Source organism: Psychrobacter sp. TB20-MNA-CIBAN-0197 (assembly GCF_040309765.1).
Taxonomy (GTDB): domain Bacteria; phylum Pseudomonadota; class Gammaproteobacteria; order Pseudomonadales; family Moraxellaceae; genus Psychrobacter; species Psychrobacter submarinus.
Genome location: NZ_JBEOPC010000016.1, coordinates 18,400 through 41,268 on the forward strand (window position 1 = coordinate 18,400; position 22,869 = coordinate 41,268).

Sequence of the window (22,869 nt, forward strand, 5' to 3'; positions counted from 1 at the left end):
CACTATTTTTGTACGTTTTTTTTTGCCCTATGATTACCGAGTCAAGTTAAACTAGTGGTAAATAACCGCACTGATAATAATAACTTTTAATTTGTAACTTATTTAATCTGTAACTTAAGGATATCCTATGAAACGCCGTGCCCTATTAACTTTAGCAGCTAGCACTGTATTGCTAGCGGCCTGTAGCCAATCTACAACTGATGAGACAGCTAGCAATGCTGATAGTACTACTGAGGGTGGCTCAGAACTGCTACAGCGTATCAATAATGGCGGCACGATCAATGTCGGCACTGAAGGTACTTATCCGCCGTTTACCTACCATGACCAAAGCGGTGAACTGACCGGCTACGACGTGGAAGTCACCCGTGCGGTCGCTGATAAGCTCGGCGTCGATGTTGAGTTTAAAGAAACCCAGTGGGATGCAATGCTAGCAGGTCTCGACTCGAAGCGTTTTGATATGGTGGCCAACCAAGTTAGTCTCACTACCCCTGAGCGCCAAGCAAAGTATGACCTCGCGCAGCCTTATAGCTGGTCTGGCGCTGTGGTACTAGCGCCCACCGATGACAATCGTTATGGCTCGTGGGATAACCTAAAAGGTCTACGTAGCGCCCAGTCGTTAAGCAGTAACTATGGTGAGTTGGCCGAACGCTATCAAGCCGAAATCGTCCCTGTCGATGGTATGGCGCAAGCGATTCAGTTGGTCAAGCAAGACCGCGCTGACTTTACCATGAATGACAATTTGGCCGTACTTGATTATCTAAAAAAATTCCCAGATAGTGGCCTTGAGATCAAACTGGTTGCCCCGGCCGACGAGCAGCGCGGTTCAGGTTTGGTACTATTAAAAGGCAATGACGCTGTCGTGACGAAGTTAAATGAAGCCATGAGCGAGCTGCATGCCGACGGCACGCTGACCAAGCTTAGCGAAGAATTCTTTGGTGCTGATATAAGTCAACAAAAATAATGCTAGCGTCTCTTACTTCAGCGTTAACAGATTTATTGGCACTACTGCCCTTTATGAGTCCTGATCGGGCGCAGATCGTCATCGATTCGTTTTGGCCGATGCTCAAAGGCGGTATCTATTACTCAATACCGCTGGCTTTGATTTCGTTTGCCATCGGTATGATGATTGCGCTGGTCGTGGCGCTGATTCGTATCGTGCCACGTACCGGCTGGCTGCATGAGATTGTCTACCGTCTGGCTCGTATTTATGTCTCGGCGATTCGCGGGACACCGATGCTGGTGCAGTTGTTTATTATCTTTTATGGCCTGCCAAGCGTCGGCGTCAAGCTCGACCCGTTTCCTTCAGCGATTATTGCCTTTTCGCTCAATATCGGTGCTTATGCCTCAGAGACGGTACGTGCCTCGATTTTGTCGATTCCAAAAGGTCAGTGGGAAGCAGGCTCGACGGTCGGTTTGACGTATCTGCAGACCTTTCGCCACGTGATTTTGCCGCAAGCGCTTAGAGTATCCGTGCCGCCCTTGTCTAATACCTTTATTAGTTTAGTCAAAGACACCTCGCTAGCTTCTTTAGTGCTGGTCACTGAGCTCTTTAAACAAGCGCAGATCATCACCGCCCGCAACTATGAGTTTATGCTGGTCTATACTGAAGCGGCCTTTATTTATTGGGCCATTTGTCTGTTCTTGACCTTTATCCAAGGCAAGCTTGAGACGCGTCTTGATCGCTATGTGGCAAAATAGCTTAACCATTAACTGCTAGCTTTTCATTTGTAAACGGAAACGTCTTTATGATTCAAATCACGAACATCCACAAAGCTTTTGGTACCAATCAAGTGCTAAAGGGCATAGATTTGAGCATTGATAAAGGTAAGGTGGTGGTGATATTAGGGCCATCAGGATCAGGCAAAACTACTTTTTTACGCTGTATTAATGCGCTGGAGATTCCTGACCAAGGGGTGATCGCTTTTGATGATAATAGCTTAAGTGTAGATTTTAGCGCTAAGCCAAATAAAAAAAAGCTATTGGCCCTGCAGCGTAAGTCGGGCATGGTGTTTCAGTCTTACAATTTATTTCCACACAAGACGGCGCTACAGAACTTAATGCTTGGGCCGACCGTAGTGCAAGGCGTCTCAAAAGCTGACGCGCAGGCGCAAGCGCTAGCACTACTCAACAAGGTGGGGCTTGCGGACAAAGCCGATCTGTATCCGTTTCAGCTATCAGGTGGTCAGCAGCAGCGCATCGGCATTGCCCGCGCTTTGGCCATTGAGCCGTCGCTGTTGCTATTTGATGAGCCGACCTCAGCGCTTGATCCGGAGTTGGTACAAGATGTGCTTGAGACCATGAAGCAGCTGGCAAGTGAGGGCTGGACGATGGTTGTGGTCACACATGAAATCAGCTTTGCGCGCGATGTCGCCGATCATGTGGTATTAATTGAGGATGGCCATGTGGTTGAGGAGGGCAGCGCTCAGCAGATGTTTGAGCTATCCACTCACCCGCGTACGCAAGCGTTTTTGCAGCGTATTGAACAATAATAGATTTACAGCCATTCAAATCATCTATCAAATCTTATAGCATCAACCTTTAATTTTAAGCGAAATAAAGCTCCAACTGTGGTGTCATGGTTGGGGCTTTTTTGATAACGATTAGGGCGTGTTGAACATTCACAAATGCGCACTGCTGATCGCTACTAGTTAATCAAAGCTGTGTTCTAGTCGTCGTTAAAATTGCAGATAATGCTTATTGCATTGGCTAGCTGATTTTATTTAAACAGTCGCAACGACTAGGGCGATTTTAGCATCAGCCCTCACGACAACAACGGGGACAGGACTATTTTTTGCTGCTTTATTGATAAAAATAGACGCTTAGAACGACTAAACTTACCATTTTTATCTGCAAATCGCCTAAAAAATAGTCTCTGTCAGTGCCATGGTCGAATGTTCAACACGCCCTAATAAATACTAGACTTTTTGCCGTCGTCGCAGCCACCGTGGCACTCGAGTAGTAGTACCGTTAAGTAGCGCATTAAATAGCGCGGCGAGTAAGATAAGCATGACGCCTAAATACTGAACAAGGCTAAGCGACTGGTTCAATAGTAATATTGCTAAAGCAATAGCGGTCAGCGGCTCAAAAATAGTAAACACTGAAGCGCGAGAAGCGGGTAGTTTTTCTAGCGCTTTCATATATAAGGCAAACGGCACGACCGTACCAATCAGTGCGAGCCCTAATGCGTAGCCTAAGCTCAATACAGGCAAGCTCAATAACTTGCTATAAGTATGATAAGTCTCAGGTAATAATAACAGTACGCTGGCGCTAATCACGATAGAGGTAAAAAACACTAAGGGAGCCGGATGCGCGTAGTGCATAGCGCGTTTGCCAAGCACACCATATAACGAATAACACACCCCTGCTAATAGTCCTAACCCTATGCCCCAGTTGACTTGCGCGCCAGCACCAACATAGGACACAGCAAAGAAGTAACATAGCGACATACCCAGTACGCCAATCAGCGATTGCAATGCCAAGCCGCCCCATTGTTTGGCGCTAAGCTTGAGCAGCTGCGGGTATAGTTTGGGCAGCATAAAAAGAACAATTAACGACGCGGTCACGATACGCAAGATAGTCACCTGCCAGCCACTAAAGCCTAATTGGTTCAGATAGGTTGAGAATATCCCAAGCGTACCCCAGCAGACTGCAGCGGTGATAATTTGGATCGTACCTAACCACTGTCCTGATCCTCGTATCGATCCTTGCTCTGTCAGTAAATTGCTCTGTGTCATACCTTAGTCTCTTAAACACTAATACAAATTTGGGTAGATGACGTTTATCAGATAACGCTATAAAGGGATGCCTTACATATAAAAAGACAACCCTGTAAGGGCTGTCTTATCTAGACGCGCACGGACTGTATCTAGCTTTATGGTAACTAAATGAAGTAGGTATAAAGCTAATCGTTCAGTACCGACATCTAAACCTGTTCTTGCTCTACTCGTTGCGCTTTAGGGTCAGGTTGCTCGTTTTCGATCTCAATCGTGACGCCCCAATCATCAATATTTAACTCATGGCAGTTATTGCCAGGGCCGTTGATGCGATCGACGACTAAGAAGTCGCAATCAGCACCTAGCGCTAGTAGTGGGTGGTGCCAGACATTTCTATCGTATTGCACTCCTTGATGCGACTTGGCATAAAACACGGTCAAATCATCAGCTGATTTTGGCGGCTCGCCTGCAGGGGCCACGACTACGACGTAGTCTCGGCCATTCATGGAAAAGAAGGCTTGCGTGCCAAAAGGATGATATTCCATCACGGATAACCTGATAGGGTGGTCGCGCTTTTTGGCCCGAAAAATACTTAGGCCAACTTCACCGCCATCTAGCGCTACTTTGGTAATAGCGTGATGACGACAAGCATAACCTTGGTTGATATGATAACAATTATCAGGCGTTTGTTGCTCATCATCATAAGGTTCAATCACCGTGCCATAGGGAGCAAATTCAGCTTTAGTTAAAGGTTTTGCAACGATCGTAGTACTCATGACTTTGCCTTACTTTTATTATGACTACCTGCAAATTCCTTACAAATTTGCAGGCGACTTAATACGCCATTTAAGTGCAAATGGCGTATTAGAATGAATGCTGGTATTTGATACTATCTACTATTCCAGATGACCTATTATTCTGGACGAATAAAAGGCATATGTCTATTCACATCTTTATAGAGTAAGTATCTAAAGGGACCAGGGCCGCCAGCGTAGCAAGACTGCGGGCAAAACGCACGTAGCCACATAAAATCACCGGCCTCAACTTCGACCCACTCAGCATTTAAGTGGTAGACCGCTTTGCCTTCTAGCACGTATAAGCCGTGTTCCATTACATGCGTTTCATCAAATGGAATCACGCCGCCTGGCTCAAAAGTAACGATGTTTACATGCATATCGTGGCGCATATCAGACTGCTCAGTGAACCGCGTGGTTTTCCAGACGCCATTGGTATCTGGCATGGCGATCGCTTCGACCTCATGGTCACTGGTAACAAAAGCTTCAGGAACATCGATGCCTTCTACATACTGATAGGCTTTACGGATCCAGTGGAACTTGACGTGGGTGTCGCTATTGTTTTTCAGCGTCCATTTGCAGCCAGGAGGTAAAAACGCATAACCACCGGCCTCCATATGATGCGTCTCTCCCTCGATAGTCACGTCCATCTCACCTTCAACGACGAATAATACGGCTTCGGCTTTCGCATCGAGCTCAGGCTTGTCAGAGCCGCCATTGGGTGCGACTTCGACGATATATTGTGAAAAGGTTTCTGAAAAACCGCTTAACGGACGAGCAATCACCCACATACGCATACCTTCCCAAAAGGGCAGGTAACTAATCACGATGTCAGTGAGGACACGTTTAGGGATAATAGCATAAGCTTCAGTGAAGACAGCGCGATCGGATAGCAGCTGGGTTTGCGGCGGTAAGCCGCCAGTTGGTGCATAATACGTGCTTTTTGTTGACATAGTTAAGAGTCCTTAGTCATTAGGGGCCGTGATAAATTTGAGTCTAAGACCATGATGATATCTATTCCGATGATATCGATCATAGTTACATCCAGTCTGCGGTATTATCCTTAGTCGCTGGATGGTTGTCGTACCAGTGTTTAGCGATCTCATCGCGGCGACAGACCCAAACGTCAGGCTTATTGGTAATATATTGCAAGAATTTTTTGAGTGCGACAATACGCCCAGCGCGGCCTATGATACGGCAATGCAGGCCAATGGTCAGCATTTTGGGCGTGTTTTTGCCGTTTTTATCCCCTTCCTCATACAGCGTGTCAAAGCTGTCTTTGAGATACTGATAAAAAGGCTCAGCATTGGTGAATCCAGGGCTGGATGAGAAACGCATATCGTTAGTCTCAAGCGTATAAGGAATAACCAGATGCGGCTTACGTAATATTTTATCGCCATCTTCGCACTTGACATTTAGCCAATAAGGCAGCTCATCAGCGTAGGAGTCAGAATCATAACTATAACCGCCTTGCTCGACGACCAGCTCACGAGTATTGGGACTATCACGTCCGGTGTACCAGCCTATAGGCTGCTTGCCGAGCATACGCTCAAAGATCTCAGTAGCACGGCGCACATGCTCACGCTCGATTTCGCGGTACATATACTGGTAAGTGATCCAGCGCAGGCCGTGGCTAGCAACTTCGTGGCCATCTTCTAGTACACGTTCAATGATATGCGGGGTTTTTTCTGCGGCCGCAGCACAAGTGAATGTCGTGATGGGCAGGCCATACTCTTTAAAGACATCCAAGACGCGCCAAACGCCGACGCGGCTACCGTATTCAAACGCCGATTCGATAGACTGATGACGATTGTTAAACGAAGGCGTGCCCAATATATCAGATAAAAACCGCTCTGATTCGCTATCACCGTGGATGATACTATTTTCTGCACCCTCTTCAATATTCAAGACGAACTGAACAGCGATTCTAGCGCCGCCAGGCCAGTTGGCTTTAGGGGGAGTATCAGCATAGCCTTTTAGATCACGCGGATAAGCGGAGTGATCAAAGTCGCTGGTGATTTTTTGCGTCATAATGTTTTTCCTTCTATTCATACTGTTTGCTAACCATCTAGCTATTTATTAGCGCCTTAACAGTACACAGTGCTTATTTGTGCGTTAAAGTTTTATTGAGCTCAATGCCATATTTGCGCATGAGAAGCCAGTAAATTAACCCGCCGATTGCTGCGCCTAATAAGAAGCCGTAACCTTCGAATTTTGCCAAATTAGGTACGAGTACTGTCGCGACAGAAAACAAAGCGCCGATAGCAAAGGCGATAAGACCACGGATATTCCAGCCTTTGGTATAATAATAAGCGCCCGTTGGCTGCGCAGAAAACAAGTCATTCATGTTGATGTTTTGACGTCTAATAATGTAGTAATCGATGACCAAAATTCCAAAGAATGGCGCAATGATAGCGCCCACGACGTTGACAAAACCGACGATACCAATTTTACTGATGACTGATAACCAAAGCGCGCCGACGGTCAAGCGAATTATTCAATATTGTATATTGGCCTACCTTTGCCGTCTTATTTTAACCGCTTAAAGCATTCTATAGCCCAGCGGCATACGCCACAATTTGAGCGCGCTCCTCATCGGTTAATTGAGTGATATTGCCTAATGGCATATAGCCGGTTTGTACCGCAGTGACCACTTTAGCTTGATGAGTTTTCATATCTTCAGGGGTTTGCAATATAATGCCAGCAGGCGGCGCGTTAAAGCCTTGCTGCGTCGGCTGCGCCATGTGACAAGTTGCGCATTTTTCTTGTACCACACTCATAACCGCATCGTTAGCTGAGACAGTTACGGCTTCCCCAGTGCTATCAGCCGCAGCTATTGCTGGATTAGTTGCGTCAGTAGGTGTCGGCGTCTCAGGGGCAGCTTCTACAGGAACCGCAGACTGTACGGGTGGTACAGGAAGCGGCTCAATAGGTGCAGGGCGCATCCAAATAATCAATAAAACAGTCAATAAAGCTGGAATCCATAGGAATTTGGGCTGCGTATTGCCCAGATGCTTTTGGTTAAAATAGTGACGTACGAGCGCAGTAATGACCCCGACAAACACTAGCACTAACCAGCCATGCGCGTGTGAGTACATCATCGGATAGTGGTTACTAATCATGGTAAAGATAAGCGGCAGGGTAAAATAATTATTCATCAAAGAGCGGTTCTTGGCCATAAGTGCCAAGTCTGCGACTTCTTTACCCGGCTTTTCGCCTCTACGTACGCAGTCCACTAGCGCGCGCTGAGCGGGCATAATCCCAAAAAACACGTTACCCGCCATAATCGTACCTAAAATAGCACCGACATGGATAAAAGAGGCGCGATCACTAAACAGCTGGTATGAGCCCCAAGTTGCAAGCACTAGCAGGATAAAGATAGTAGAGCTAAACACTAACGCATTCTTGCCGATGCGGCTACGGACGATAACCTCATAGACAAAGTAGCTACCGAACAAGAAGAGTAAGCTGGTCGAGATAGCGCCAACATGACTACCAAAAGCGACTTTGCTGGGGTCAATCAGATAGGCGGTCGCATTGGCGTAGTAGACAATCGCCATCATCGCCGCACCAGTTAGCCAAGTGGTATAAGCTTCCCACTTGAACCAATGCAGCGTCTTTGGCATCTCTTCAGGTTCGAGCTTATATTTAGCGATTTCATAAAACCCGCCACCGTGTACCGCCCACAAGTCGCCAGAGATACCTTTATCGGCTTTCCACTGCGGCGGCTTACGTAAGCTCAGATCGAGCCAAACAAAATAAAAGGACGCACCAATCCATGCTACGCCGGCGATAACGTGAAACCAGCGAAAAAATAAAGCGACCCAATCAAGAAGATATGCACCCATGCGACTACTGTCCTTTTATACGATGTCTTAAATACTGCGTTTGATACGAAAAATAAATTACGAGCCGCGATAAGTGCTGTAACCGTGAGCACTTAGTAATAGGGGCACATGATAGTGACTGTCGTCACTGACCACAAAGTCGATGATGACTTGTGGATAAAAAGCCGTTAGTTCTTGAGTGTCAAAATAGGCTTGCGTATCAAAGGTAAGGGTATAGCGACCCGTACTCAGCTCACGATCAGCTGCGCTCACGGCCTCATCAAACTGCCAGCTATCTGGGCTTACGCGGCCATCACTATTGGTAGTGCCATGAGCCAAAAGCGTGGCGTTTGAATGGTTATCAACTCGGCGTAGAGCAACTGCGATATCGGCGGCAGGTCTGCCCAAATGAGTGTCTAAGATATGCGAGGAAAGAGAAGCTGACATAATAAATCCTTTGATGTTTTTGGTATTTTCAGTGTTTTAAAAGTACGGTTAGTTGAGCTAAACGGCTTATTCAAATAATTTGTTTAAACGCAAGCGCGTGATTTTATTTTGTTCTGTCGCGGCGTTGACAAGCTCAGTGGCGCGCTCATTCGGCAAACGCGCTAATAGTAAGTCGAGCATTTGCTTAGCGCTTTTGCCTGTGGCAAAGACGATAAAGATAAAGCCAAACTTATCAAGATAGGCTTGATTGCCTTGTGCTAGAGCTTCAAGAACCTCATCATCTGCTTCATTCGCGCCTGATTGTTCATGAGCAGCGCTATCTGCAGTATTGCGGTACTTTTCTTTGAGCGTGGCGACATTACCGATTTGCGGATGGCCGTCAAGCGCCTCTAACAAGTCCGACTCTTGCTGTTGCACTTTGCTCCATACCGTATCGCTATGAGCGATCAGAGCCTCTAGCGTCTCGAATGGTCGAGCGCTTGCTACGTTATGCGCCCAGCGAGAGCTGGTACAGCAAGTAAGTAGTGCGGAGGTGGCTTGGTCTTGGTCAAAGTCGTTGAATTGCGCTAAGGTTAAACTCACGATGAAGTCCTTTTCTTGTAGGGTGGAAGCCTCATAGCCTTTCAAATCATAGCGTATCAAAAATAAGGACATGCCTTAGGTGTTTGGCAGTCTATTGGTATGCTAAAGTGATATCGCTGAGAGTGATAATAAAAGTGTAAATAAGTCGCCAAATGGTTTATATTGGCTATTCTGCTTAAAGCTGACCAAATGGTCAACTACTTTATACAATATATCATAATTTATCGCATTTAGTACTCAATAATTTAAGCGTTATCAGCATTACTTAACCACTAAGCTGTCATTATTTGCTTTTTATAGGATACATTTATGACTTTTACCACCGATGATTTGAGCACTTTAGATAATGACACTCACCGCAGTCAGCAAGACATTCGCGCTCATAATCAAGCCGTCATTCTCAAGGCTGCTGAAGAGGAGTTTGTGCTAAAAAGTTTCCGCGGCGCTACGATGCAGGGCATTGCCGATCGTGCCGGACTCCCCAAAGCCAATGTACATTATTATTTTAAGAATAAAAAAAACCTCTATGAAAAAGTACTGCGCGCCATTATTGAGGAGTGGAACGAGGGTCTTGTAACAATGACGGTAGATAGCGACCCAAAAACCGTCATTGAGAAGTTTGTCAGAACTAAGCTGCACCAAGCTTTTGCTCATCCCAATCGCCATAAGCTTTTCGCTCTTGAAGTCATCGGCGGCGCTCCGCATTTGCATGATTTTATGTCGTATACGATGCAAGACTGGGCGCTTGATAAGGTGGAGGTGATGAAAACTTGGCATCAGCAAGGCAAGATAGGTATCAAAGATCCGCTTCAATTGCTTATTCTGATTTGGGCGACCACCCAGCGTTATGCTGAATTTGAAACTGAGATTGTTGGTTTGTTGCAAAAACAGGCGTATGAAGAGAACGATGAAGCGCGAGCAGCCGAGTTTTTGATACCGTTTATCTTACGCGGCTGTGGACTTGAGTAATTAGCGCTCCAGCGGTATAGCAATGCAATAATGCTAAGCCAGTGAGGTACTCAATGCTATCACTTCGTTGTTAGATTCATCAATACAAAACCGCCATAAAATAATCTTATGGCGGTTTTTGTACTTTTTATTCTAACAATCTGCCTTAGTAATAATCTATCCTAGCGATAGTCTATGACGACATTATCACTACCATCACTTTTATCACTAGGGTGCATGACTGCCTGTCTTTAAGCCATCATCTATATGCTGATCAGCCGTATCAAATTCAGCACCATAGCTCTTAGGCAAGATAGTATCCAATAAGATAGCAACCACACCAGACATCGTTACCGCTGAGCCAAAGATATTGCGGAACATCTGCGGCATTTGTGCAAACACATCAGGGACAAAGGCGACGCCCAAACCCAGACCCAGTGAGGTGGCGATAATTAATACATTACGATGAGTGAAGTTGACTGTCGCTAGAATACGAATACCTGCAGTCGCTACGGTCGCAAACATCAGTAGCGTCACCCCGCCAACGACTGGCTTTGGCAGCTGAGTAAAAATAGCACCAAGAAAGGGAAACAGACCCATAACAAATAAAATGCCTGCTACAAAAAAACCGACATAACGGCTGGCGATACCGGTCATCTGAATGACCCCGTTATTTTGGCTAAAAGTCGTCACAGGAAAGCTATTAAATACCCCAGCGATGGCGGAGTTGACACCATCGCCTAATACTCCGCCCTTGATACGTTTTTCGTATAGCGGGCCTTTGATCGGTTCACCTGAGATCATCGAAGTTGCAGTGAGATCTCCTGAGGTCTCGATACTGGTAATGATGTACATAAAGGCGATTGGAATAAAGGCCTGCCAGTCAAAACCAAAACCGAACTTGAACGGAACAGGCACGGTAAAGAGAGGGGCTTCAGCGACCAACGAGAAGTCGATACGGCCCATAAACATAGCGACAGCCAAACCCAGCATCAGTCCAATGAAAATAGCGCTTGAGCGAATGACTTTATTATTGACGATACTGATCAGTACGACGCTGACCAAGACCCCGCCGCCAAGCATAAGGTTAGGAATGCTACCAAAATCTTCTGCACCCACTCCGCCTGCTAGATCAGTCAGACCTACCTTAGTCAGTGACAGACCAATGGTCACAATAACGCAGCCGGTCACAATCGGACTCATAAGCGACTTGAGCTTAGTGATGAACTGACTCAAAAATATCTCGACAAAAGCACCAAGAAAGGTCACCCCGAAGATAACTGAGAGAATCTCCTCAGGACTACCGCCGCGGTTTTTGACCACAAACCCTGCTGCTAGTACTGCGGCTAAGAAGCCAAAACTAGTGCCTTGTAGCGCCATAAGTCCAGAACCGACGGGACCGACTTTGCGTGTCTGGATGAAGGTGGCGACGCCAGATACCATCAGTGCCATACTAATCAGGTAGGGGATGTGCTCCCCTAGACCTAAAGCACCGCCGATGATTAACGAGGGCGTAATCACCCCAACAAAGGCGGCTAGTACATGCTGTACTGCGCCCAAAAATGCTTTTCCCGCGGCAGGGCGATCGTGCAGTCCATACAGTAAGTCTGGATTTCCTTGCGTCTGTACAGTCGTTTCACTCATGATAACTTCCTTTTATATGACCTTTGCAGTCCTTTGGAACAAAGAGTAGTACTTGTCCATATGCTAATAAACAAGAATAATTGTTTAGTTACTCTATCGAACGTTAACGATATAACCTGACCATTTAGTCAGCTATCTGTAGGATATAGTGAAAGGGTTCATTATTGCAACGCTTTTTTAGCCTAAAAGTGGCAATTACTAACAATAAAAGCTGCTAGTAAACTTAGTGACGAGCTTATTTCTATATCAAAGCTTTAATTCATTGTTGCCAAATTATAAATACTTCGCTATTATACTTTCCGAAATGTTAATGATAATAATTATCGTTAATATTATCATATAGGGTAGTGGATGGTTATAGCAGTTGAGCTGCGAATGAGATACATCATTCGTTAACAGCCGATCAAAAATGCGGCTTTACTGTTTTATACATCGTTCACTAACTTTTGGGCATAGATTTGGCAGTTAAATTAAGTGAGTATTTTATGGGCGTAGTAACGTTTTCAAGTCGATTATCGGTTTTATCTATAGGGGTAGCCACAGCGCTATTTTCACAAATGGCTAATGCTGCAGAGGCGATGCCTAGCACGACGCTACAAACGATTACGGTAACGGCAAACACCTCAGTACGTGAAAATGTACAAGAAGACTCAGTCTATATCGACAACTATACGCCCGCAGCGCAGGCAAGCCACTTAAGTGATTTTTTGGATGTGATACCTGGAGTCGAGGTCGGTGGTACTTCAACGGTGAATCAGCGTATCAGAGTGCGTGGTCTTGACGATACCAATCTTAAAGTCACCGTCGATGGCGCGCGTCAAGAGGGTGCCCTCTTTTATCATATGGGCGATGTCACTCTTGATCCTGACTTGCTAAAACAAGCTGAGGTAGCGGTCGGTAATAACTCAGTCACGCTGGGTAACGATGCCTTAGGCGGCGCGGTCGCGTTTGAAACGGTCGATGCTGCAGATTTATTAAAGCCCGGTCAAAAGATCGGCGCAAAACTAAAGGCAGGTTATGCCAGTAATAATGATGAGCTACTTACGTCAGCGACTGTGTATGGTGCGCCAACAGACAATATTGACCTATTGGCTTATTATGGCAAGCGCGATACCGACTCTGGCGAAGATGGCGACGGCCGTGAGCTTTATGAGGACAGTGAGAGCGAAAACATCTTATTAAAAGCAGGCGCGTATATTGGTGACGACCATCATGTCGGTGCAAGCTTTAGCCGTACCGAAAAAGAAGGTGTTTTCCCTTATCGACCAGATTTTCCAAGTCTTCCTAACAGTCGTGGTCCTGATGTCATCCCACAAGAAATAAAGCGCGATACTTATACGCTCGATCATAACTTTAATCCAGCAAACTCACTCATTGACGTTGATACCACCGTTTATCAAACAGAAACGCAGATTCTGCGTGATTCTGAAGACGTAGGCAACTTTGATTTTGATGCAAAAGTAAAAACCACAGGTGTTAAGATTGAAAATACCAGTGTTATTGACACAAATAACGGTCGTCATAAGCTAATCGTAGGCGCCGAGCACTACGAAAAAGAGTCAGAGATGGCACGTGATGGTTCTGCAACTGCGAATGATGATGCCAATAACACCTCAGTCTATCTAGAAGACCAATGGCAAATGGGCAAACTGACGCTGACACCAGGTGTACGCTACGACCGCTATGAGTCTCCTGAATTTGTGGCGGGTGGTTCTACTTACGACAATGTGGTTGGCGCGCTAGCAGCCAGCTACGAGGTTGCGCCGCGTACGCAAGTGTTTGCCAGCTACACAGAGCTGTTTAATGGCCCAGATTTAGGCCCAACTGTCTTTAACAGCAATGGCGAGGGTATTTATGTCAATGATGATCTCAAGCCAGAAGAAGGCTATAACTCTGAGGTAGGTGTGACCACCACGCTACGCGATCTAACCATTGCTGATGATGCGCTACAATTGAGTGCAAAATACTTTAGATCTAATATCGAGAACTATCAGCAGTTTATGCGTACAGGTAGTCGCCCTGGTAGATTTGGGATTGACTGTGAGACCGGCGCGATAGGCGGTGACTGTCAAGGTATGTTCAACAGTGATGAAGACTATAAAATAGATGGTGTTGAGCTGGCTGCTAACTACACTACTCGTGACTTTGGTATGGGGCTGAGCTACTCACGTGCTCGTAGCGAAGGCGATAAGACAGGCAATAGTATCCCATCAGTAAGTGGCAGTGGTGCTGACTCAGGCGATCGCTACATGGTGAACTTAGATTATGCAGCTAATGATATGGTTGATTTAGGCTGGCGCAGTACTTATGTAGCATCTATTACTGATAATCAAGGTGAGACTAAGCCAAGCTATGATGTGCACGATATCTATATGAATTATGCGCCCCGTCAGCTCGAGAATGTCAAAGCCACCGTTGGGGTTTATAACTTATTTGATGAGACTTATGCCAGTCACGCATCGCGCTTAAATACGGCTGATGCTACGGCTACAGATTTTGAGATGGGTCGTAATATCAAAACCTCTTTGACCTATCAATTCTAAAAGTCGTTAACTCTAAAATCTATCAGCTCTGACTGCATAATCGTAGTGTGACTGATGAAAAATAAAAAGCCAGCTGTCTGACGAGGAGAGCTGGCTTTTCTTATCGTAATTTTAGACCTCACCAAGATGGTTGTATGACTGTGCTACTGGTATAAATTTTCTTTGCGTGCTGCTTACACAGAGGCTGCACAAAATTCATCCCAGTAGCATGGTATCGTTTTTAAAGTGGGTTAACTAGACAGCTAAAAGGATAAAAAATGACCAAACCTAATCCAAGAGTATTAGAAGTAAAAGGCATCAAAGATATCACCCCAAACATGCGCCGCATTACACTTGGTGGAGCGGGCATGCAAGACTTCCCAGCAGATCAAGAAAGCGCCTATATCAAACTGATGTTTGCAGGGGAGGCAGGAAAAAAGCCCATCATGCGCACTTATACCATTATCCAGCAACGTGACGATGAAATCGATGTTGACTTTGTCTTACATGGTCTCAACCACAAAGGCGCTGAAGGTCCTGCCTCACATTGGGCCAAAACCACACAAGCCGGTGATACCATTCTGATTGGGGGACCAGGCCCCAAAAAGCTTATCAATCACGAAGCGGATTGGTTTTTATTGGCGGGAGACATGACCGCGCTGCCCGCCATCACGGTAAACTTAGCACAGCTGCCCGAGGATGCCGAGGGCTATGCCGTCATCGAGGTGCTGAGTGAGGATGATATCCAGCCGCTACAAAAGCCGAAGAATATAACGCTTGAGTGGGTAATCAATGCCGAAGCAAGCAGCAGTCATTACCCCATTCTTGAGCGTATTAAGACGCTAGGCTGGCCGGCTGGTGAAGTGGCAGTGTGGGCGGCGTGCGAGTTCAATAGTATGCGAGCGCTGCGTCAGTACTTCAAACAAAAAGAAGTGGCTAAGAGTCATCTTTATATCTCTAGCTACTGGAAACTTGACAGCAATGAAGATGAGCATAAAATCGTCAAACGCGAAGATGCTGCATTAGGGTTATAAGGTGACGTAGCTACAGTCTTGCTTAACTATAACTGTAACAATGTATCGACAATCACTGGCCGACCTTGATGGTTAAGTACCGTCACATCGACGTTATATAAGTCTTTCATGGTATCTTTAGTGATGACATCGACAGGCTGCCCAACCGCCATCACTTGGCCAGTTTTCATCATGACCACAGTATCGGCAAACTGCGCGGCTTGGTTGATATCATGTAGGACGATGACTACGGTTTTTTGCTGACTGCAGCTAAGCTCGCGCAGCTCACGCATCAGACGCCCTGCATGGTACATATCCAGATTGTTTAGCGGCTCATCGAGCAGTAGATACGGCGTGTCTTGGCAGACAATCATCGCAATCAGCACGCGTTGCCGCTGACCACCAGAGAGCGTCGATAAAAAACGCTCGGCTAAGTGCTCAAGCTCAAAACGCGCGATCACTTCTTGTACTTTTTGCTTATCCTGTGCGCTTGGCTGTCCTTGATGATACGGGTAGCGGCCAAACATCAGCAGCTCATGCACGCGCAGGCGACCTTGCACTTGGTTGTCTTGCCCAAGCATCGCCACCGTCTTAGCCAAAGTGCGCGCAGGGCAGCTGACAATATCATGCTCACCAAACATCACCTTCCCAGACTGTAGCGGTTGTAGCCTCGCCATGACCGAAAATAAGGTGGATTTGCCCGCGCCATTGGGGCCGATTAGGGCAATCACTTGGGCGCTTGGTAAGGACAAGCTGATGTCATGCAGGATTTGTTGTTTGCCGATATGGTGGGAGATATTATCGAGTTTAATCATAATAATTCTTATTTTTTATATAGGTTAATACGACATGTCATCAACGCCGCTGGGTCATAAATAACAGTAGCAAAAACACCAAGCCGCCCGCCAGTTCAATCACCACGGATAACACTCCCGCCATACCCAATACTTGCTCAAACAGCGTCTGACCGAGGACCAAACAAATCATCGCCACCAAACTGACCAATATCAAACGCTCGCTATGATACATATGCCGTGCGATGCGATTGGTCAAAGCGCAGACCAGCAAGCCAAAAAAAGTCACCGGCCCGACCAGTGCCGTGGCGGTGGCGACCAATACCGCAATGACCGTCAATAGCCCAAATGCGAGGCGTTGATAATTAATGCCCAAATTAATCGCTTGCGCCTTACCGAGCATTAAGACATCGCATTGATAGCGCCAGCGCCAAATACACAGCGCGCTAATGGTGCAAATAATGAAGCTAATCCCCAATAGCTGCGGGTTGACGGTATTAAACTGCGCGTAACTGGCCGACTGTACCACGACAAAATCATCGGGGTTAATCAGGCGCGCAATTAGTGCTGATAAGCTGCGAAACAACACCCCAAAGATAACGCCCACTAGTATCAGCCGCGTCAAATCCTGACTGCTTTTTGAAAACAGCACTCGAAACAATAATAACGACGCGCCAAACATCAGGACAATCTCAAGGGTGAATTTGGCAATAGGATTGATGCTGGTAAAGCTCATTGCCCCCAAAAAGAACACTAGTAAGCTTTGGAGCAGCACATACAGCGAGTCAAAGCCCAGTAGAGAAGGGGTCAAAATAGGATTGTGTGTTAAGGTTTGAAAGAGCAGAGTCGATACGCCAATCGCATAGCCGACCACCATGAGCGCCAGCAGTTTTTTACCTCGTAGTGGTAGGGCAAAATCCCAATGACCATTGACATTGAGCGTCAAAAATAGCGTCATCGAGACCAGTAAAATAACTGCCGCTACGGCGCGCGGATATTGAGTGCTAGTTTGCCAAACTTGCAATAACGCGCGCGCTAATAATGAGCTATCGGCTTGAGAATCAGCTTTGTTATCAGTGTCTTTGATAGTTGATGAGGAAGGGGAGAGCATACGCTATAGTCGATCCTAAATAAAACTGAAACATTTTTGTCATGTGTTGTTGGTATGAATTTTACGCAGCCTCTGGAGTGACAAAGTCGCACAGCAAGCAAGAAAAATTTATACCAACGGCACTACACCGTTTTCGAAGTGTCTTAACTATAACCTTATAAAATAAAAGGAGAGAGAGCATTAAGACTCGCTAGGCGTACGTAATAACAACCATAAAAATACCACCGTGCCCACCACACCAAACACCGTTGCTACGGGCACCTCAAACGGATAACGAATAGAGCGGCCAATGATATCGCACAAGAGTACCGCTGAGGCACCAAGCAGCGCTACTGCAGGCAGACTTCGCCGCAGCTTGTCGCCCATAATACGGCTAACAATGTTGGGCACCACTAAGCCAATAAAGGGAATCATCCCGACTGTGACCACCACAACCGCGCTCATAATCGCTACCATCGCAACACCAAGCCAAGTGACTTGGCGTTTGTTAATGCCTAAGTTGAGCGCGATATTGTCTCCTAAGCCGACGATAGTGAGCTTATCAGCGATAATGTAAGCGATGATACATAACGCGCCCGTCAGCCATAACAGCTCGTAGCGCCCTGCTAGCACCCCAGAAAAATCACCAAATTGCCAAACACTGAGCATCTGCAGGGTTTCGGTTTGATAAGCAATAAAAGTCGTCACCGCCTCGATGATCCCGCCAAAGACGATACCGATGAGTGGAATCATCAAATAATCCGTCGGCGGTATGCGGCGGATAAGGAGCATAAATAACATCATGCCAAACACAGCTGAGACAGTGGCGACACTCATCTTGACAATAAGGGCGCTGGCTGGAAACAGCAAGCTGACCATGAGCAGCCCTAATGCCGCGCTTTGGGTCGCGCCCACCATAGAAGGCTCAACAAAACGGTTTTTTAGCACTACTTGAATGATCATCCCTGCTACCGCCATAGCGATACCAGTGAGAATGATAGCGATAGTACGCGGCAACCGGCTGACCAGCATCAGCGAGCTGTCGGCATTGGCATTATGATTGACAAGGCTTTGTAAGACCCCGGACCAAGAAAAATCCGCCACCCCAATCGATAAGCTGATCAAAACCAATAGCCCCATCAGCACTAAGCTACCCGTATTGATCAGCCACGGCGGTATCGCAGCGCGGCGCGGCTTAGCGCGAGTACCATAACTACTAGAGTGACGCCAGCTTGCAGCCCCTATAGAGGAGACGTCAGCAGAGGAGACGTCAGCGGTTTTTCCATGGGCACGAGGTGAAAATAAGGACATAACGGCTACAAGCTTAATAATAAATGATGAAACAGCTATAAAGTCTGAGCCATAGCTGCAACTTTAGACCAATATAATATAGCGCTTATCAACGCTTAGTTGGCTTTAGTAAAAGCGTCTTTGATCGTGGTTAGATCCTGCATCCATTGGTGGTAGCCGCCGAAAGCAAGATAGGAGTCTGGGCTCAGATAAACCACTTGGTCTTTTTGCCACGCGGTGGTTTGGGCGACCAGCGGATTGTCTAAGACTGCTTTGGCACCCACGCTGTCTTCACCGATAGCGGCGCTACGATCGACGACGAATAGCCAATCAGGGTTGGTCTTTTGTAGATATTCAAAAGAGATCGGCTGACCATGAGGACCGTCTTTGATTTGATCGTCAGCGATCGGCACATTGACGACATTATGAATAAAGCCATAGCGTGAGTCAGCGCCATAGACAGACATTTTATTGCCATTGACCATCACCACCAGACCGGTGCCACTGTCTTTGGTGACCGCTTTGGTCTCTGTGATTAGGCTGTCGATATCGTTTTGTAATTTGGCTGCTTGATCGCTTTTACCAAACAGCGCGCCAAGATCATGCAAACGCTGTTTACTCGACTCATAGATATTAGCCGTATCGATAGTCATATCTAAGGTTGGCGCGATGTTTGCGAGCTCATCGTATTTTTCCGCCATACGCGAACCGACCAAGATAGCTTGTGGCTGCATGGCGTTTAGGGCCTCAAGATCAGGCTCAAATACGGTACCCACCTGTTCAGGATCAGGCTGAGTCTCTGAATGCAAGTTGTCTAAAGGTAGGTCACTTGGCACCCCAGCGACAGCGACATCAAGCGCTGCCAAGTCTTGCAGCAATGTCATGTCATAGACTACAAGCGGCGCGGGATTAATCGGTAGGCTGACATCGCCTCGTACGGTATCTACTTCGATAGTTTTGACTGAGACTGCGTCATTATCTGCGACGTTGGAGGCCGCGTCAGCGGTGTGGTTTTCGACTTTGGTATCATCAGTTTCACTAGTGTTAGAGGAGCAGCCTGTCAAACTGATACTGACCAGTAGCGCGGCCGTCACAGTCGCTAGCAGTGGACGTTTAAATATAGAAGTTTGAGCAGTAATATTATTATTAGACATAAAAGACTCGGAATATCGTGATAGTTAAGATGCAGCTTATAGGACTATAAAAGTGATCAGCCAATAGAAAATAAAAAAGAGCCCGCCTGACGCCAATAAAAAAGCGCTAGAGCACTGCTCGTTAATCAAGAACCAAATAGAATGCCCTTGATTTAATAGGTTAATGACTGGACGTTTTGCAATTAACTGCTAAGAAGTATGAATAGACGCTCATGATAAAGTAACTCAGAAATTTTATCAATGATAATGATTGTCATTTGTATCATAGTTTATATCTATGACTATGCAGTGGCAATTTGAGTGAAGTGCTGAACGTCGGTAATTGCAGATAGATAAAGACCGGGCTTTATACAAGGCAGTCGCTCGGATAACAACAGCGAGTTCTTGAATCACATAGAGGAGAGTTTTCTTTGCAGATAACTCGTGGACAAACCACTCAATCAGTAGCCATTAAAAAAACAGGCTACCGATATAGACCAATAAGCTTAGTATAGTTAACCTTAAATAAAACCGATACAATATTCATAACTCATTCATTTAATGAAATAAACGATGACCTATTCAATCGACTTTCGCAAGCAAGTACTGCGTAGCATTAAAGACGGCATGACCATTCGAGAAGCCGCTGTTTTTTACCAGCTTAGCACAAGCTCGATCCACAGCTGGCAGCAGAGCTTAGTTCCTAAAACTACCAGAAATAAAGCACCGACTAAAATATCAAATGAAGCCTTATTGAAAGATGTTGAGCAGCATCCAGACGATTATATGTATGAGCGAGCACGGCGTTTAGGCTGTAGTAAATCAGGTATAGAAGCTGCATTAAAACGGTTGAGTATCACTCAAAAAAAAGACCTTAGAGCATCCAAAAGCATGTCCGATAAAAAGAGCGATATATCTAAGTAAGCTTGATCGCTTTACACAGCAAGGCTATCCCATTGTCTATATGGATGAAAGCGGCTTTGAGCACGAGACCATTCGTTCTCATGGCTATGCACCGGTTGGTAAACCTTGTATCGATAGCTACAATTGGCAAGCAAAAAAGCGTACGAATGTTATCGGTGCTCTGTATGAAAAGATGCTGTTTGCCATAGATTACTTCGAGCAGAACATTAACAGCACCATATTCTATGACTGGTGCAAATACACACTAATTCCAAGTCTCAAAACTAAATGCGTGATTGTGATGGATAATGCTCGGTTTCATAAAAACAAACGTATTCAAAAACTACTGAACAGGCACGGCCATCGTATTTTATGGCTGCCACCCTACAGTCCTGATCTGAATCCTATTGAGAAAAAATGGGCACAGGCTAAGTTTCTGCGCCAAGGGTGGATGCAGAATAATCTACCTAAACTGTTTTACGATATGGGTTGTTCCAGTTTTATTGTGGATTGACTATAGTAGAAATATCACTAGTATAAGAATAAAGAATATGAGAATAATAAGGGTGATCTCCAACCGTACTTATTGAGGTTTTGTGCTCTGTCTTTTTTACCACCCATAGCCAAAGGGTGTATAAAAAGGACTGTAACCAAAACGGCCTCCATAGCCAAACGGATAAGGCGAGCGCAGATAGTCCAAATCACGCTGACGGATATAGTAATAGCGTCCTTGCGCATAAGCCTCTTCTAGCTTCTCTATTCCTTCAAGCGGACAGACGGGCTGCCAATCATAGCCCTCACGGCCAAGCTTATACGCATTAAGCTCAGTACAGTAGTTTTTTAGGCCTTGCTGGCGACCTTGCTCCCATAGTACTCGATTGGGCGTAGCGCCAATCACGCTTGCACATTGATTGGCATATTGACCAAAGTAAGCGCCTGAGCGTCCACGTAAGCCGTCGGCGTAGCCTACTTCTTGCCAGTTACTGGTTTGGCACTGCTGCGGGGTAAGGCTTTGCGTAGTGGCACAGCCAGATAAGGTTAAAGCCGCCGCAGTGATGAGAGAGACAGCAGCACTAGCTTTGCCAAGTGTCTTCACTGATAACAAAGGCGCCGACGACGAAGCTGACTGGCATTTTGTTAGATAAGGCATCATAAACTTTCTCACTTGAACGGGTCATAATATAGGTTATGATAGCAGCTTTTATTATACTAGCTATCGAAATTGTGTTAGAGATAGGTGTGTTTTTATGAACTAAGTTTATGATTTTTAAAGCATAATATGATTGAAGTCATCTCAATGAGCTAAGCAATATTAGTAGCCTATAGATAGCTAAGCTTGATTTTTTAACTTTCGTACTTATTATGAGTAGCACTTATTATTGTCAGGCGTCGCAAGTAACGGTCGCCTGTACTATCTTCAACAGTCCCTAATCAAAAAAGGCAGAATTTATGGGAATATGGATTGCTATCCTTATTGTACTTTTTGTATTAGGGAGTATGATGGCGCTCAAGCCTAACGGTATCGATCAGCGTTTGGATAAACTACGCATGACTGCGCGGCGCTTACAGCTCAACCCAAAGCTTGTGACTTGTCCTGAATGGCTTCCCGGCCGCGATGAGGAGTATGGCCGCGGTATGATGGGGCAGTATTGTTTGGTACTAGACAATGTGCAGCTGCCGCATACACGCTATCGAGTGATAGACGGGCAGTGGCGTCCCGATAGTCGTTTCGTTGATGAGAGTGTTGATGCGGTCGCGCTTAATATTCCAAGCGCTATTCGTAATCATGCTGGCAGTCAAAACAACACTATCAAAAAGACGGATTTTGGCTTAGATAAGACGCCCTTAGATCTACCTGTGGGCATTGAACCTTTTGTTAAGGGCCTATGGACTAAGGCCAATAGCATCATTATATATTGGGAAGATGTCTCCTACGTGCGGCCTATGACTAATCCAAGCTACCGCGCCCAAATGATCGAAGAGGACTTACTCGCTCTAAAATCGAAGCTTGAAGAGTGGGCAGAGCAGATAAAAAAGCCAGCATCTCGTACTAATAGTGCGGATCATGATATAAGCATTACGGCTGATAATTATACTCATTAACAGCACACTCATAGCAAACTAACTGTTTTTGATAGTGCAAATGACTGTCCAAAAAACAGTCAGTTT

23 protein-coding genes are annotated in these 22,869 nt (G+C 45.9%); 9 read left to right on the top strand and 14 right to left on the bottom strand.

Annotated elements, in window-relative coordinates; translation table 11 throughout:
- Positions 1 to 127: 127 nt before the first annotated feature.
- The 3 genes from AAEY83_RS06620 to AAEY83_RS06630 are packed head-to-tail and all read left to right on the top strand — an operon-like array spanning position 128 to position 2,489.
- On the top strand, positions 128 to 961 hold the full coding sequence (locus AAEY83_RS06620; RefSeq protein WP_025644031.1) for an amino acid ABC transporter substrate-binding protein: 834 nt from the start codon (positions 128 to 130) through the stop codon (positions 959 to 961).
- Positions 961 to 1,698, top strand: coding sequence for an amino acid ABC transporter permease (locus AAEY83_RS06625; RefSeq protein WP_025644029.1), 738 nt, complete (start codon positions 961 to 963; stop codon positions 1,696 to 1,698). The genes AAEY83_RS06620 and AAEY83_RS06625 overlap by 1 nt, the downstream gene beginning before the upstream one ends.
- Before the next feature lie 47 nt (positions 1,699 to 1,745).
- Complete coding sequence (locus AAEY83_RS06630) at positions 1,746 to 2,489, top strand: amino acid ABC transporter ATP-binding protein (protein ID WP_025644028.1); 744 nt, start codon at positions 1,746 to 1,748, stop codon at positions 2,487 to 2,489.
- Positions 2,490 to 2,915: 426 nt separating this feature from the next.
- Here AAEY83_RS06630 and AAEY83_RS06635 read toward each other — a convergent pair whose 3' ends face one another.
- The 8 genes from AAEY83_RS06635 to uraD form a co-directional block, all read right to left on the bottom strand.
- Entirely contained in the window at positions 2,916 to 3,734 is an 819-nt protein-coding gene (locus AAEY83_RS06635) for an EamA family transporter (protein ID WP_025644026.1), read from the bottom strand.
- Positions 3,735 to 3,922: 188 nt separating this feature from the next.
- Positions 3,923 to 4,489 (bottom strand): ureidoglycolate lyase, encoded by a 567-nt coding sequence (locus AAEY83_RS06640; protein WP_025644024.1) that lies wholly within the window; start codon positions 4,487 to 4,489, stop codon positions 3,923 to 3,925.
- 137 nt (positions 4,490 to 4,626) lie between these two features.
- The gene (locus AAEY83_RS06645; protein ID WP_025644022.1) at positions 4,627 to 5,460 is read right to left on the bottom strand and encodes a bifunctional allantoicase/(S)-ureidoglycine aminohydrolase; all 834 of its coding nucleotides are present in this window, start codon (positions 5,458 to 5,460) and stop codon (positions 4,627 to 4,629) included.
- A gap of 85 nt (positions 5,461 to 5,545) precedes the next feature.
- Positions 5,546 to 6,538: an allantoinase PuuE gene (gene puuE, locus AAEY83_RS06650; protein ID WP_025644020.1), complete on the bottom strand. Its 993-nt coding sequence runs from the start codon at positions 6,536 to 6,538 to the stop codon at positions 5,546 to 5,548.
- 73 nt (positions 6,539 to 6,611) lie between these two features.
- Positions 6,612 to 6,995: a cytosine permease gene (locus AAEY83_RS06655; RefSeq protein WP_025644019.1), complete on the bottom strand. Its 384-nt coding sequence runs from the start codon at positions 6,993 to 6,995 to the stop codon at positions 6,612 to 6,614.
- A gap of 64 nt (positions 6,996 to 7,059) precedes the next feature.
- Positions 7,060 to 8,355, bottom strand: a complete 1,296-nt coding sequence (locus AAEY83_RS06660; RefSeq protein WP_025644017.1) for a urate hydroxylase PuuD — start codon at positions 8,353 to 8,355, stop codon at positions 7,060 to 7,062.
- Between the two features lie 57 nt (positions 8,356 to 8,412).
- Positions 8,413 to 8,781 (bottom strand): hydroxyisourate hydrolase, encoded by a 369-nt coding sequence (uraH, locus tag AAEY83_RS06665; protein ID WP_025644015.1) that lies wholly within the window; start codon positions 8,779 to 8,781, stop codon positions 8,413 to 8,415.
- Between the two features lie 66 nt (positions 8,782 to 8,847).
- The gene (uraD, locus tag AAEY83_RS06670; RefSeq protein WP_025644013.1) at positions 8,848 to 9,363 is read right to left on the bottom strand and encodes a 2-oxo-4-hydroxy-4-carboxy-5-ureidoimidazoline decarboxylase; all 516 of its coding nucleotides are present in this window, start codon (positions 9,361 to 9,363) and stop codon (positions 8,848 to 8,850) included.
- 309 nt (positions 9,364 to 9,672) lie between these two features.
- Here uraD and AAEY83_RS06675 point away from each other — a divergent pair, with 309 nt between their 5' ends.
- Complete coding sequence (locus tag AAEY83_RS06675; RefSeq protein WP_025644012.1) at positions 9,673 to 10,332, top strand: TetR/AcrR family transcriptional regulator; 660 nt, start codon at positions 9,673 to 9,675, stop codon at positions 10,330 to 10,332.
- 207 nt (positions 10,333 to 10,539) lie between these two features.
- On the opposite strand, the gene AAEY83_RS06680 is transcribed toward AAEY83_RS06675, so the two are convergent.
- On the bottom strand, positions 10,540 to 11,955 hold the full coding sequence (locus AAEY83_RS06680) for a uracil-xanthine permease family protein (RefSeq protein ID WP_025644009.1): 1,416 nt from the start codon (positions 11,953 to 11,955) through the stop codon (positions 10,540 to 10,542).
- A gap of 485 nt (positions 11,956 to 12,440) precedes the next feature.
- Between AAEY83_RS06680 and AAEY83_RS06685 the strand changes: the two genes are divergently transcribed.
- Together AAEY83_RS06685 and AAEY83_RS06690 are read left to right on the top strand one after the other, a co-directional pair.
- The gene (locus AAEY83_RS06685; RefSeq protein WP_025644007.1) at positions 12,441 to 14,498 is read left to right on the top strand and encodes a TonB-dependent receptor domain-containing protein; all 2,058 of its coding nucleotides are present in this window, start codon (positions 12,441 to 12,443) and stop codon (positions 14,496 to 14,498) included.
- Between the two features lie 257 nt (positions 14,499 to 14,755).
- Entirely contained in the window at positions 14,756 to 15,511 is a 756-nt protein-coding gene (locus AAEY83_RS06690; RefSeq protein ID WP_025644005.1) for a siderophore-interacting protein, read from the top strand.
- A 26-nt stretch (positions 15,512 to 15,537) separates the two neighbouring features.
- Here the strand turns inward: AAEY83_RS06690 and AAEY83_RS06695 are convergent, their stop codons facing one another.
- The 4 genes from AAEY83_RS06695 to AAEY83_RS06710 form a co-directional block, all read right to left on the bottom strand.
- On the bottom strand, positions 15,538 to 16,305 hold the full coding sequence (locus AAEY83_RS06695; protein ID WP_025644003.1) for an iron ABC transporter ATP-binding protein: 768 nt from the start codon (positions 16,303 to 16,305) through the stop codon (positions 15,538 to 15,540).
- A 40-nt stretch (positions 16,306 to 16,345) separates the two neighbouring features.
- Positions 16,346 to 17,242 (bottom strand): iron chelate uptake ABC transporter family permease subunit, encoded by an 897-nt coding sequence (locus AAEY83_RS06700; protein ID WP_051397506.1) that lies wholly within the window; start codon positions 17,240 to 17,242, stop codon positions 16,346 to 16,348.
- Positions 17,243 to 17,575: 333 nt separating this feature from the next.
- Positions 17,576 to 18,685, bottom strand: a complete 1,110-nt coding sequence (locus tag AAEY83_RS06705; protein WP_025644000.1) for an ABC transporter permease — start codon at positions 18,683 to 18,685, stop codon at positions 17,576 to 17,578.
- 95 nt (positions 18,686 to 18,780) lie between these two features.
- The gene (locus AAEY83_RS06710) at positions 18,781 to 19,818 is read right to left on the bottom strand and encodes a siderophore ABC transporter substrate-binding protein (protein ID WP_025643998.1); all 1,038 of its coding nucleotides are present in this window, start codon (positions 19,816 to 19,818) and stop codon (positions 18,781 to 18,783) included.
- Between the two features lie 552 nt (positions 19,819 to 20,370).
- Here AAEY83_RS06710 and AAEY83_RS06715 point away from each other — a divergent pair.
- Complete coding sequence (locus AAEY83_RS06715) at positions 20,371 to 20,721, top strand: IS630 transposase-related protein (RefSeq protein ID WP_025643996.1); 351 nt, start codon at positions 20,371 to 20,373, stop codon at positions 20,719 to 20,721.
- A complete protein-coding gene (locus AAEY83_RS06720; protein ID WP_037058605.1) occupies positions 20,708 to 21,214 on the top strand; it encodes an IS630 family transposase in 507 nt (168 codons plus the stop codon). The genes AAEY83_RS06715 and AAEY83_RS06720 overlap by 14 nt, the downstream gene beginning before the upstream one ends.
- 96 nt (positions 21,215 to 21,310) lie before the next feature.
- Here the strand turns inward: AAEY83_RS06720 and AAEY83_RS06725 are convergent, their stop codons facing one another.
- Entirely contained in the window at positions 21,311 to 21,853 is a 543-nt protein-coding gene (locus AAEY83_RS06725) for a DUF2799 domain-containing protein (RefSeq protein WP_227501957.1), read from the bottom strand.
- 296 nt (positions 21,854 to 22,149) lie between these two features.
- On the opposite strand from AAEY83_RS06725, the gene AAEY83_RS06730 reads away from it, so the two are divergent.
- A complete protein-coding gene (locus AAEY83_RS06730; protein WP_025643989.1) occupies positions 22,150 to 22,803 on the top strand; it encodes a hypothetical protein in 654 nt (217 codons plus the stop codon).
- Positions 22,804 to 22,869: the final 66 nt, after the last annotated feature.